This is a genomic window from Acidaminococcus sp., assembly GCA_022482815.1.
In the GTDB taxonomy this organism is placed as follows: Bacteria; Bacillota; Negativicutes; order Acidaminococcales; family Acidaminococcaceae; genus Acidaminococcus.
The window spans coordinates 1,594,750-1,608,288 of the sequence record JAKVOM010000001.1 but is presented as its reverse complement, the minus strand read 5'-3'; the positions used below and the strand labels follow the sequence as shown (position 1 = coordinate 1,608,288).

Sequence of the window (13,539 nt, the reverse complement as noted above, 5' to 3'; positions counted from 1 at the left end):
AAAGGAAACACCTCCACTTACTTGTGTAATAACGCGATAGCACGGTCAATATTGGCCCGCGCCTCCTGCCGCAGGGCAGCAATCTGTTCCTTTTCCTGCCTGCCGTCGCTGTGGCTGAGCGTCTGCGCCAGTGAAACAATTTCGCCGGCCGTGACGCGGTCAATCGTATTGACAACATGACCCTTCATACCGCTGACAAAGCGATCCACTTTGGGGTCATAAGAAACAGCCATAAAAGGCACGTCATTCAATGCTGCAAAAACGAGCGCATGAAGACGCATCCCGATCAGCATACTAAGGCTGCTGATGAGATCCTGATAAGACTGCGTAGAAAGTTTGCGGTCAAGGATGTAGACATCATCCGCGTTCTGCATTTCATGCTTAACGGCTTTCGATAGTTCCTGATCAGCCGGAAACTGCAGCGGAATGAAAAGAATCTGACAACCGAAAGCCTTTTTCAGCGCGTCGGCCGCGGCGGCAAACTCTTTGATAAACCGGTCTTCACCCTTCCAGTGACGCAGCGCAAATCCGATGACCGGACGGCTGCGATTCATGCCGATGGCTTCAAGTTCAAGCTGTCCCGCTTCCTTCCTTCCGGGAGGAAGGGAAAATACAGCATCTGAAGTCACGTGGACTTCCTCTCTGGCAAATCCCATCGCACAGAGATCCTCCAGAGAACCATCGTCACGCACCGTAATGAGATCGGCATGACGGCATATCTGATGGGTCAAAAACCGGGAAAAAGCACCCCGGATGGGCCCGATGCCCTGAGCAAACAGCATGATTTTCCGATGCATCAGGGCAGCCAGACCGATAATACTCAGATAGTAGAAAAGGCTGACGTAACTTGTCACGTTCTGCAGCAGACTGCCGCCGCCCGAAAGCAGCATGTCGGTCTTTTTCATTTCCCGCAGGATCTTGATGAAATCGAAACGATGGATGGCACGAACCTGATGGATTCTTTCGGTCACATGAGGGTGGCCGGAAATCACGGTCAGCTCTACATCCGGATCCGCCTTGCGAAGAGAAGTCAGAATCGCCGTCAGCATCGCCTCGTCACCGGCATTGGAAAATCCATAGTACCCGGAAATCAGGATCTTATTCAATGTCACGCCTCCCGGGAATATGCTTTAAGGTAAAACGATAAATGGCTTCGAAGATAAGGACAGCAATAATGCCGCCCACAATACCCAGTGCATACCCGTCAAGGGCACGGACATAGGACATAAAAATCGGAGTTCTCATGTGGGCAAAGGTCTGCACCAGCGAGCCCTGACCAATCGTGGCAGCCACCACGAAAAGTCCGCAGAACCAGTTTGGCAGCTTGCGCCAATAGGCCCACGCAGCCAGGAAGAAAGCCGGATGACCGATAAGGAATTCTTTCTCACGCGGTCTTGCATACATGGCTTCTTCAAGGAAATAGCGCATCTTTGTTTCAATGGCCGGCACCGGCACGCCCGCCGTATGACCGCTGCGCCCGATAAAGATCCAAAGCACAACGGCAGCCACAGCGAGGATGGCGAGCACATTGAAAGTCAGAGGATGATTCATGAATTTCCGGATACGCCGCACGACCACCATCGGGCCTTCACCCGGATGCCAGAGTCCGTGGTGCACTACATAGTGCAGCAGCACAAGCAGTGCCGGGAGCATGAAGGTCAGCTTGACGCCGCGGTAGATATCGAGTTCAAGCAGGAAACGAATATCGCTCAGGACGGCTCCGAGGTAGGAAGCGCCAATCAGCGAAAACAGCATAGCAAGGAACAAGTACACTACCGTACGGCCTAAAAGCCCGGGCAGCGAGCCGCCTTGTTTTCCGTTTTCCCAGACCCGGATCATCTGCTGCATGGCGAGCACCGGGAAGATAACAGCAGCCCCAAGTGCCGCTGCCTGACGGAAGACAAGCGAATGACCCTTCAACAGGCAGAGGGAAGCAGCAATCAAAATTCCCAGAACGGCCACGGCACGGCCATAGTACTTTTCCTTCAACACGCCGAGCTGCAGAATATAGAGGCACCAGGCAGCAGCCAGGGAGAAAGCCATCGGCACATAGTAGAGCCGGGACGGCCAGTAGACTTTATAAATATCCGCACGGCCGCTCGTGTAGCCTTTGGATGCCACGAAATCGTTGATTCTCTTGACATAGTCCAGGTTTGTCTGCAGCAGAGTCTTCCCTTCCCGCGGAGTAAGGAACGTCCGGATGAGATGTACCCGGATATTGCGTTCCGAATCGGAAAGCGGCCAGCGGCGGAAAGCATCGTAGATAGACATCTTGCGCTGCTCATCCACGGTAATGACGTACGTACGGGCTACCTGGTAGTCCATAAGCGGCGCCATGTCGGTCAGGCCTTTCATTTTAACAAACTGCAGCTGAATATCATTTTCCACCATGCCGAGCGTGATGTTGCGCTTACGCATTTCTTCCGCTACAACCGGTTCCACATCGGGATACCCGAGCATGGTCTTGCCGGACGGAATGAGCAGAGAAATCTCAGCTCCGCTCTTGTCGAGATGAGTAAAGAACGCACGAATGGCCTCTTCAGCAGAAGGTGACCCTTCGTAAGGGCGTTCCACATAGTCCACCGGACGTACGCATACATAGAAACCGGCGTTTTTGACTTCCTCAATACGCTCCGTCAGGATGGTCAGAGGAAGCTGCTGCATAGCAAGCATATCCGTGGAAAATGGGTTGTTATTCGTTTCGGTAACAGCGTCTATGCAGTAAATCCGCGGCTGGGTGCTTATCTGACGCAGCCGCTTGCTGCCAAAACGCATCTTCAGGGCTTCTACCGTTTCATCCAAAGCACGGGGGCTGCGGCCATCTGTCAAGTACAGGGCATTGACGGTGAAATCGGGGCTGTTCACTACTGCCTGCCAGGCTGCCGTCAGACCGGAAGCCCGATATTGGTGCAGCAGCTGCTCACCCGTATACATCACGATACGGCCGCGGGCAGACATCTGCAGCAGGGACTCATCAGAAACGGACATGGTCGTCACACCGATATCACGAAAAGCTTTGTAGACATCCTGCACAGGGACGCCGTCTTCCTGAGCAATCCGGTACATGGCTTCTGATTCCATGACCGTTTCAATCTGCTTATTGGCGTCCTCAACCTGCATTCTCTGGTAGTTCAGAATCAGAGAGCAGATCAGCCCCAAGGCGACGCAAAGGCAGAATATTTTCTTATAAGTTTTCATCTAAGTGCCCTTCTTTAACTCAGTTGTGTTTTAAACTCCTGAGGTAGCTTTCAACGAACAAGTCCAGATCACCGTCCATCACGGCCTGTACATTGCCCGTTTCTGCTCCCGTCCGGTGATCCTTGACCATAGTGTACGGCTGGAACACGTAGGAGCGAATCTGGCTGCCCCATTCAATCGACTGGTAATCGCCGGCAATATCACTGATTTTCTTGTCCTGAATTGCCTTTTCATACTGATACAATTTTGCACGGAGCAGCTGCAGGCATTTTTCCTTATTTTGCAGCTGGGAACGTTCATTCTGGCACTGCACCACAATGCCCGTCGGAATATGGGTCATACGGACAGCCGAACTTGTCTTGTTGACGTGCTGCCCGCCGGCACCGCTGGCGCGGTAATAGTCGACGCGGACATCGTCCATATTGATGTCAACGTGTACGGTGTTATCAATTTCAGGCATAACATCCACTGCGGAAAAAGAAGTATGTCTTCTGGCATTGGCGTCAAAAGGAGAAATCCGCACCAGACGATGTACTCCCTTCTCACTCTTCAGATAGCCATAAGCATTGTGGCCCGTAATGGAAAGGGTTGCGCTCTTGATGCCTGCTTCTTCACCGGGAAGCACATCAAGCATTTCCACTTGAAAACCTTTACGTTCCGCATACCGCGTGAACATGCGCATAAGCATACTCGTCCAGTCCTGGGCCTCGGTGCCGCCGGCACCGGCATGCAGGTTCATGATGGCATTATTGGCATCATATTCGTCACACAGCAGCATGCCCAGTTCCAGATCGGCCAGCTTCTGGCGGCATTCTTCCAATTCTTTTTCAATTTCTTCATGGACGCTGTCATCACCATCTTCCATGGCCATTTCCCACAGCGTTTCCATATCGTCCAATTTCTGGCTCAGTTTGTGGAAAGTATCTACTTCTGCCTTCAGGTTATTCGTCTCCTGAGCTACTTTCTGAGCTTTATCGGGGTCATCCCAGAAACCGGGGGCTGCCATCTGATAGTCCAGATTCTGGATGCGTTCTTCCTTCCTGGCAATGCCCAGTCCTTCTTTTAATTCTCCCAAATGAGATTTCAATTCATTGATTTGCGGGCGTAATTCTTCAAGTAACACCGTACTCAAACTCCTTTTTACAAAATCCTCTCAAAATCATCGCAGCCTAAAAGAAGCTGGAAAAGGTTCCAGCTTCATAGGGTTATCAGCTGTTTTTACCACAGCAGTTCTTATACTTTTTACCGCTTCCGCACGGGCACGGATCATTGCGCCCTACAGTCGGTTTTGACTTGACCGGTTCGCGTACGCGTTCATCCGAACCATCGACGTTCGGGTTATTGACGGAGGCATTGGAAAGATGGTCTTCCACAACCGGCTGCGTCACTACATTGACGCGGTACATGTATTTGACGACGTCATCCACGATGGCTTCTTTCATCGCTTCGAACATGTCGTAGGCTTCAAACTTGTATTCTACCAGCGGATCTCTCTGGCCGTACGCACGGAGGCCGATACCTTCACGCAGGGCATCCATAGCGTCGAGGTGTTCCATCCAGTGGCTGTCCACGACCTTCAGCATAACGAGGTTTTCTAATTCCCGCATGATTTCGGAACCGTTCTTTTCTTCACGTGCATTATAGGCATCTTCTGCCACTTTATGCATGTATTTTTCCAGTTCGTCACGGCTCATTTCAGCCAGCTTATCTTCCTTAAGCAGGCCCTGCGGCGCATAGAATTCCTCTGCGTATTTGATCAGGGACTTGATATCCCAGTCTTCGCTGTACGCTTCCTTAGGTGCATACATATCGAGAGAACGGTCGACGATGTGGCTTGCCATATCGAGCACCGTGCTCTTGAGGTCAGCCCGTTCCAGAATCTTGCGTCTCTGATCGTAAATAACTTCTCTCTGCTGGTTCATGACATCGTCATATTCCAGTACCTGTTTACGAATATCAAAGTTGCGCGCTTCCACTTTCTTCTGAGCTGATTCAATGGAGCGTGTTACGAGCTTATGCTCGATCGGTTCGTCCTCATCCATGCCCAACTTATCCATCATGCCGGAGATGTTGTCGGATCCGAACAGACGCATCAGATCATCTTCCAGGGACAGGTAGAACTGAGTGGAGCCGGGGTCGCCCTGACGAGCGCAGCGGCCGCGCAGCTGGTTATCAATACGGCGGGATTCATGCCGTTCAGTACCGATGATATGGAGACCGCCGAGTGCGGCTACGCCTTCGCCCAGTACAATATCCGTACCACGGCCGGCCATGTTGGTAGCAATCGTTACGGCGCCCATCTGACCGGCGTCTGCAACGATGGCAGCTTCCTGTTCATGGTGCTTTGCGTTCAGTACGTTATGAGCAATGCCCTTTTTCTTCAGCATATCCGAAAGTTCTTCGGACTGGGAAATGGACGTCGTGCCGACGAGGACAGGACGGCCCTGGGCATGCAGTTTTTCGATTTCTTTTACGACCGCGCGGTACTTGGCGCGCTTCGTCTTATAGATGACATCCGGAAGGTCTTTACGGATATTCGGCTTGTTCGTCGGTACCACGTAGACACTGAGGTTGTAAATCTTCTGGAATTCCTGTTCTTCCGTCTTTGCCGTACCGGTCATACCGGCGAGCTTATCATACATACGGAAGTAATTTTGGAAGGTAATCGTAGCGAGCGTCTGGCTTTCGCGCTCTACCTTCACGTGTTCCTTCGCTTCGATAGCCTGATGCAGGCCTTCGGAATAACGGCGGCCGAACATCAGACGGCCGGTAAATTCATCGACGATGATGACTTCGCCGTCCTTGACGACGTAATCACGGTCACGGATCATGAGGGCCTTGGCCTTCAGGGCTGCCATGAGCTGATGGGAGTAGTCGATGCCGGCATCCCCATCGTACATATTCTTGACGCCCAGCAGTTTTTCTGCCTTGGCAATACCTTTTTCTGTCGGGGCAACCGTTTTCTGCTTTTCATCAACCGTGTAATCTTCCCCTTCCTTGAAGTGGGAAACGACATCGGCCAATACATTATACAGATTCGTGGATTTTTCGCCCGGGCCGGAAATAATAAGCGGCGTACGAGCTTCATCGATGAGGATGGAGTCCACTTCGTCGACGATGGCGTAGTGCAGCGGACGCTGTACCATCTGATCCATGGAAACTACCATGTTATCACGCAGGTAGTCAAAACCGAATTCGTTGTTCGTACCATAGGTGATATCCGCAGCGTAAGCAGCCTTACGAGCCGGAAAATCCATTTCATGGGTAATCAGGCCGACGCTCAGGCCTAGGAAGCGGTACACACGGCCCATTTCCTCACTGTCACGTTTAGCCAGATAATCGTTGACCGTAACGACGTGAACGCCCTTACCTTCCAAAGCGTTCAAATAAGCCGGCAGCGTTGCCACGAGGGTTTTGCCTTCGCCGGTAGCCATTTCGGCGATATTTCCGCGGTGCAGAATGCAGCCGCCGATGAGCTGTACATCAAAATGACGGAGTCCGAGAACTCTCTTGGCTGCTTCCCGGACAACTGCAAAAGCTTCCGGCAGCAGGTCATCCAGGGTTTCCCCCTTAGACAGACGCAGTCTGAATTCATCCGTCTTTCCCCGCAGACGGACATCGCTCAGGGCCTGCATATCAGGCTCCAGGGCATTTATTTTATCAACATATTCCCGGCAGATCTTCAGCTCCTTGGCGTTCGGATCCCCGAAAACCATTTTCATCAGCTTTTCCAGCAACAAAAATCACTCCTTATAAAAGCGCATAAAAGTCCCTATAAACTTATCCATTTATTTTAACAAATAGGTATATGAAAGTCAAAAAGAGCCAGGGCCAAAAGCCCTGACTCTCGGTGACAATTTGATGAACTTATGCAAGTTCCGGATTGATGAGGCCATAATCCCCGTCATTACGACGGTAAACCACAGCCATTTTTTCGGTTTCATCGTTGAAGAAGATGAAGAAATCGTGGTTCAGCATGTTCATCTGCATAATGGCTTCCTGGACGTTCATCGGTCTCATGACATACGTCTTGTTTCTGACAACCTTGAAATCGCCGGCATCTGCCACGGCTTCATCAGCCACTTCAGGCGGTTCCGGGACATTTTCCTGGAAGTTGTTGTATTTTCTCTTCATCAAACGAGTTTTATATTTATGAACCTGCCTTTCAATCTTTTCTACGCAGTTATCGATGGAAGCGTACATATTATCCGTTGCTTCCTGAGCACGCAGGACGATGCCCTTTGCCGGAACGGTGATTTCGACAATGTGTTTATTGTGTTCTACGCGCATCACAGCCGTAATTTCACCAACGGTCTTGAACTGCTTTGTGATGGCAACAATTCTCTTTTCTACATAGTCTTTTAATGCGGGGGTAACTTCAATATTTTTTCCGCGAACTTTTACTGCCATAATAACGACCTCCTCACCAACAGGACGATTCCTGTTTGTTGTTATCTATTCAATTCTCCATAAGTTTGCGATTTCCTTCTTTTTTATGAAAAAAGTTTATAAAATTGTTTAAACGCCCCGGGATAACGGCTGAAACCCGCGTGCAGACGCTCCCGACATGCTCCTGACGCAGGTAAACATCAGTAAAATAATCCCAGATAAAGAAAGAGCCGCGAAAAACTGTCCTTTTTTCACGGCTCCACCTTTTCAGGCCAAATTATAAAATCTTGGAAAGGAATTCCTTGGCGCGTTCATGCTGAGGATGCGTAAAGAAATCGTCCGGCTTTGCCTGCTCCAGAATCTTTCCCTGATCAAGGAACAGCACACGGTCGCCCACTTCTCTTGCAAATCCCATTTCGTGGGTAACGACCACCATGGTCATGCCGCCGTCGGCCAGGTCCTTCATAACGTCGAGCACTTCCTTAATCATTTCAGGATCAAGGGCAGATGTCGGCTCATCAAAAAGCATAGCCTTCGGGCTCATGCAGAGGGCCCGCGCAATCGCCACACGCTGCTGCTGTCCGCCGCTCAAAGAATCCGGATAGGCATCGGCTTTATTCAAAAGACCCACTTTCTTCAAGTAGTCCTCTGCCTTTGCCACAGCTTCCTCTTTTTTGATGCCGCGCACCTTCATCGGTGCCAGGATCAGGTTCTCCATGACCGTCATGTGCGGGAACAGGTTGAAGCGCTGGAACACCATGCCGATTTCCTTACGGACTTCGTTGATGTTGCTCTGCCCGTTCAGAGGAATCCCGTCAAAGACAATGGAGCCCGCAGTCGGGACTTCCAGATAATTGATGCAGCGCAGGAACGTACTCTTCCCGCCGCCGGAAGGACCGATAACAACGACCACTTCTTCTTCGGCAATACTTACATCAATCCCCTTCAGGACTTCGTTGCTGCCGTAGCTTTTCTTCAGCCCTGTAATTTTAATCATTTCATTGTTCATTCTTTTTATACCGCCTTTCCATCATGGCCACGAGGCGGGAAACCGCAAAGGTCATTACAAGGTAAATCAGGGCGACGGTCAGCCAGATTTCGAAGGACGCGTACGTACGGGCGATGATGAGCTGCCCGCGGCGAGTCAATTCTTCAAAACCGATGACAGATACCAGGGAAGAATCCTTCAGCATGGCAATGAATTCGTTGCCCAGAGGCGGGATAATCCGCTTAAAGGCCTGCGGCAGAATGATGTAGCGCATCGTCTGCCACCAGGACATACCAAGGCTGCGGCCGGCTTCCATCTGCCCCTTATCAATGGATTCGATGCCGCCGCGGAAAATTTCGGCTACATAAGCACCACTGTTGATGGAGCAGGCAAAGATTGCTGCAAAGAACGCATCCACCTTATGATGGATGAGTGCAGGAAGTGCGAAGTACACGAGGAAAATCTGAACCAGAAGCGGCGTACCTCTTAAGAAATGTACGTACACATCCCCGAGCAGCCTCAGCGCTTTTACGCGGCACAGACGAATCAGCGATACGATAACGCCGATAGCCATACCAAAGCCCACACTGAGAGCCGTAATCTCAATGGTAATGCCTGCCCCGGCGATCAATAGAGGCAGGGATTCTTTAATAATCTGAAAATCCATATCATCTATTCCTTACTTTCAGTACAAAGAGGCTGCATTATTTCTTAGCGCCGAACCACTTTGCATAAATCTTGTCATATTCACCATTCTTCTTCAATTCAGCCAGAGCCTTGTTGAATTCAGCTGTCAGCTTGCTGCCCTTGGCAAAAGCGGCACCGTAATCTTCGGCTTCCATCTTTTCGCCGACCATCTTAGCCTTGCCCTTGCCTTCGGAGTTCAGGTAATAAGCAGCAACCGGAGCGTCAATAATAACAGCGTCTGCGTTCTTGTTGTTCAGTTCAAGGAATACAGCAGAGTTCGTATCAAAAGTCTTGACTACCGCATTCGGTACTTTGCCGGCTTTAGCGGCACCGGTGGTACCGATCTGGACGGCAATGGTCTTGCCTTTAAGGTCATTCAGGCTCTTGATGGAATTATCGTCTTGTCTCACCACGATGGTAAGACCGGAAGTGTAGTACGGATCGGACATGTCGACAGCCTTTTTCCGTTCATCCGTAATGCTCATGCCGGACATAGCCACATCAATATTGCCGGATTTCAGCGCAGGAATCAAAGCATCAAAGCCCATGTTCTGAATTTCTACTTTTCTGCCCATCTGCTTGCCGATGGCACGAACAAGATCCATATCAAACCCATCAAACTCCGAAGAATCCTTCTTCTGGAATTCAAAAGGAGCAAACGTCGGTTCCGTCCCGACTTTCAGTACCTTGGCTTCAGATTTTCCGCTGCTGGAGCTGCTGGACTGCTGAGAACCACCGCAGCCGGATACAGCCATCACAAGTGCTGCAAATAGACACATAACTAAGGACATCTTTTTCATCATTTCTTCCTCCCAACCGAAAATATCTTAGAATGGAAATATTATATAGCGTTCTGTATTTTTATACAATAGGAGAAGGCAAATTGTTTTTTCGCGGCAGCGTGCCGCTGACAACCCTTATTCCCTCCAATAACAAAAGCGCAGCGGATAAAGCTCTGCCCACTGCGCCATTTCATTTTTATTTCTTGTCTTCAGCAAACCACTTGTCGTAGATTTTCTGATATTCTCCGCTGTCTTTGAGCTCTTTCAGGGACTTGTTGATACCGTCAATCAGGTCCTGTTTATCTTTAGCGGCGGCAATACCATACATTTCGCCTTTTTTCGGTTCACCGACGGCTTTCGCATAGGAAGAGCCCTTTTGTTTCAGGAAATACTGCAGCACAGGCAGATCACTGATGACAGCATCTACGTTGCCATTTTTCAGCTCGATGCAGGCCAGGTCCGACGTATCGAAGTTGGTCACTTTGGCGCCTTCAATCTTTTCAGCTTCCAGGGCACCCGTGGTCCCGAGCTGAACACCGATTCTCTTACCTTTCAGGTCCGCCATGGAGTGAATCGTATCATTTTCCTTCCGAACGATAGTCATCAGGCCGGATTCATAATAAGGGTCGGAAAAAAGAACTTGTTTCTTTCTTGCATCGGTAATCGTCATGCCGGCAATAGCTACATCAATGTTGCCCGAGTTAATGGCAGGAATCAGGGCATCAAAACCCATGCTCTTGACCGTAATAGTCTTGTACCCCATCTTCTTGCCTATCGCATTGATCAAATCAATATCAAAACCGATAATTTTGCCCTCTTTCCCGTCAGGAAATTCAAAAGGAGCAAAAGATGGTTCCGTGCCTACAATCAATTCTTCTTTGGCAGGCGCTTTTTTCGCGGCTCCATCCTGCTTGGCCGTCTCCTTACCGCCGCAGCCGGTCATAACTACACTGGCAGCAATCAGAAAAGCCCCAATCATACCTGCTGTCTTTCTCCACTTCAGCATTTTTGTCACACCCCTCAACATATATAAAATATAAAAAAATAGGAAGATACAACCCAGCTGACCTGGTTTTCGCCCCCACACTCGCCTGCTGGAAGTTTCGCTCCTAAGCATCTCCGGCTCCCCACTACTGCTTCTCTCGCTCAATTTTGGGCGGCAGGACTTACTTCTAAGCTGCGCCGTGCTCACAGCGTATTTACACTGCTTACGTGGATCGCTTTGCCCGCAACTGGCATCGACTTGCAACCACAGACCTGAGTTGTATATTTATTTATATTAGCAAACTTTTTAACATTGTCAACAAAAATTTTAACTTTCTGCATCAATTCTTGTATACACATGTTTTTTGTAACATGGGGAACAATCATGCAACTGCATTTATATGAATTTATATTCATTTTTAAGAATAAATATTTTTAATTTTTTTATACAAAAACGTCAAAAGTCCCTGAATGACGCCCTTTTCTGTGCCAAAAAAAGGACAAAAGTTATACATTGTTTAAATTCCCCCCGGTTCGGGACTATTTTCAAGTAAGAAATTTTATAGTATACTAGGGTACGTAACCAAACAGAAAGCAAAGGTCGGGGACAAATGCTTACAATTCCTCAATTTCTGGATTTCCCTATGGATCCGGATACGAAAGAGATTGTCAGCTTCTTTTTGAAGCTGCTGGAAAAAAAGAATAAGGACTTGTTTCTGCATAGTCAGCAAGTAGCCAATTACGCAGTGTGTACGGCAGTAAAGATGGGGCTGTCCGTCAACGAAATTGCGCAGGTCAAAATGGCTGCCCTGCTTCATGATATCGGTCAGCTGAGCGTTCCTAACGCTACACTGATTAAATATCCGTATTTCAACGTACGTGAAAAAGCGGCTTATCGGCGGCACTGCCAGATGGGTGCCAGTATGCTGGAAAATATCTCGGATCTCGATCACGTGGCCAAGATTATCCTGCATCACCACGAGAACTGGGATGGGACGGGATACCCGAAGCGCCTGAAAGGCGTAAATATTCCTATCGGTTCCCGCATCATCGCCGTCTGCAACTATTATGACCGCAAATGCAAACCCTGCATCCGGAACTGGCAGCGTCTTGGCGCTCAGTCCGTGCAGAGCATCAAAGATAACGCCGGCATCCTCTTCGATCCGGAAGTCGTAAGAGCCTTCTTTGCCGCCGTAGTTCAGGAAAAAAGTACGCGTCAAAGCAAAGTTTCCCATAGTATTCGGGCTTGATGCAATCTTACAAAGACAAAAGAACAAATGCGTTTTTTATTTTTTCACAGCCTCTTTTTTTCTCCCTGCCCACATTTTACTTTTGAAACTCAACGCGTTGAAGCCAAGAATCAAAATTTTTCATCAATTTTCGATGTTACATAAAAATTTACAATTTTATGAAAAAATTGTAAATTAATTGACGCACTATTTAGTAATACGTAAAATAAATTTGTCGACATTCTACCCCCCCCTTACGAGAAAGGAGGAGACCCATGAAATTCCGTAAGCTGATGATAGCACTCTTTGCTGCAGGCTTCACAGTACTCATGGCAGGATGCGGGGCCACTTCCGAACGAACCGTCATCTTTGCCGACCCCGGTTGGGACAGTGTCCGATTCCATAACGCTGTTGCCCAGCTCATTGCCGAAAAAGTCTATGGTCTCAAGACGGAGACCCTTTATGGATCAACCCCTATCATGCAGGCAGCTCTGTTAAGAGGAGATGTTGATGTCCATATGGAACTATGGACGGATAACGTGCCGACTTACGAAGCGGATAAGGCTGCAGGAGGAATCATAGACCTATCCGTAAACTACAATGACAACCGTCAGGGATTTTACGTCCCGCGCTACGTCATAGAAGGAGACCCCAAACGTGGTATTGCCCCCATGGCACCGGACCTGAAAACGGTCAAGGACCTCGCGAGATATGCCGCTCTCTTCAAAGACGAGGAGAATCCGGAACGAGGAAGAATCTACGGGGCAATCCCGGGCTGGAGTATCGATGAAATCCTCTACAAAAAATATAAGGCCTACGGTCTGGACAAGAACTATGTCTATTTTCGTCCCGGCAGTGAAGCGACGCTTAACACAGCCTTCCTCACGGCCTACGAAAAAGGGCTTCCTATCGTAGGCTATCAATGGGAACCGACCTGGCTCTCGGGAAAACTTGACCTGATCCTCCTGGAGGATGAGCCTTACGAAAAAGAGCTCTTTGAACAAGGGCTTACGGCAGCTCCTTCCGTCAAGGTCGTCATCGCTGCTAATCCCCGTTTTCCTTCACGTGAACCGGAATTTGCGGCATTCCTCAAACGATACCATTCATCCAGTGCTCTAACAGCAGAAGCCCTGGCCTATATGGCTGATCATAAAGCCTCCTACAAGGAAACGGCTCAATGGTTTCTGAAAAATCACGGAGAACTCGTCAAGACCTGGCTTTCTCCGGAAGAGGCCGAAAAACTCAACCACGCATTATGACATGAGAGAAAGGAGATTTCCCC

The 13,539-nt window shown here is 49.3% G+C and carries 11 protein-coding genes; 2 read left to right on the top strand and 9 right to left on the bottom strand.

Annotated elements, in window-relative coordinates; translation table 11 throughout:
• Positions 1-17 precede the first annotated feature (17 nt).
• From csaB to LKE33_07045, 9 genes are all read right to left on the bottom strand, one after another.
• Complete coding sequence (gene csaB / locus LKE33_07085) at positions 18-1,112, bottom strand: polysaccharide pyruvyl transferase CsaB (protein MCH3950680.1); 1,095 nt, start codon at positions 1,110-1,112, stop codon at positions 18-20.
• Positions 1,099-3,198, bottom strand: coding sequence for a DUF5693 family protein (locus tag LKE33_07080; GenBank protein MCH3950679.1), 2,100 nt, complete (start codon positions 3,196-3,198; stop codon positions 1,099-1,101). The genes csaB and LKE33_07080 overlap by 14 nt, the downstream gene beginning before the upstream one ends.
• A 19-nt stretch (positions 3,199-3,217) precedes the next feature.
• Entirely contained in the window at positions 3,218-4,321 is a 1,104-nt protein-coding gene (prfB, locus tag LKE33_07075) for a peptide chain release factor 2 (protein ID MCH3950678.1), read from the bottom strand.
• An 85-nt stretch (positions 4,322-4,406) separates the two neighbouring features.
• Positions 4,407-6,932, bottom strand: coding sequence for a preprotein translocase subunit SecA (gene secA, locus LKE33_07070; protein ID MCH3950677.1), 2,526 nt, complete (start codon positions 6,930-6,932; stop codon positions 4,407-4,409).
• Between the two features lie 133 nt (positions 6,933-7,065).
• A complete protein-coding gene (raiA, locus tag LKE33_07065) occupies positions 7,066-7,608 on the bottom strand; it encodes a ribosome-associated translation inhibitor RaiA (GenBank protein MCH3950676.1) in 543 nt (180 codons plus the stop codon).
• A 256-nt stretch (positions 7,609-7,864) separates the two neighbouring features.
• Positions 7,865-8,584, bottom strand: coding sequence for an amino acid ABC transporter ATP-binding protein (locus LKE33_07060; protein ID MCH3950675.1), 720 nt, complete (start codon positions 8,582-8,584; stop codon positions 7,865-7,867).
• 1 nt (position 8,585) lies between these two features.
• Positions 8,586-9,242, bottom strand: coding sequence for an amino acid ABC transporter permease (locus LKE33_07055; GenBank protein MCH3950674.1), 657 nt, complete (start codon positions 9,240-9,242; stop codon positions 8,586-8,588).
• Between the two features lie 37 nt (positions 9,243-9,279).
• Positions 9,280-10,062 (bottom strand): basic amino acid ABC transporter substrate-binding protein, encoded by a 783-nt coding sequence (locus tag LKE33_07050; GenBank protein MCH3950673.1) that lies wholly within the window; start codon positions 10,060-10,062, stop codon positions 9,280-9,282.
• 178 nt (positions 10,063-10,240) lie between these two features.
• A complete protein-coding gene (locus tag LKE33_07045; protein MCH3950672.1) occupies positions 10,241-11,050 on the bottom strand; it encodes a basic amino acid ABC transporter substrate-binding protein in 810 nt (269 codons plus the stop codon).
• Between the two features lie 589 nt (positions 11,051-11,639).
• On the opposite strand from LKE33_07045, the gene LKE33_07040 reads away from it, so the two are divergent.
• Positions 11,640-12,278: an HD domain-containing protein gene (locus LKE33_07040; GenBank protein ID MCH3950671.1), complete on the top strand. Its 639-nt coding sequence runs from the start codon at positions 11,640-11,642 to the stop codon at positions 12,276-12,278.
• A 254-nt stretch (positions 12,279-12,532) separates the two neighbouring features.
• On the top strand, positions 12,533-13,516 hold the full coding sequence (locus tag LKE33_07035) for an ABC transporter substrate-binding protein (protein MCH3950670.1): 984 nt from the start codon (positions 12,533-12,535) through the stop codon (positions 13,514-13,516).
• The last annotated feature ends 23 nt before the right edge of the window (positions 13,517-13,539 follow it).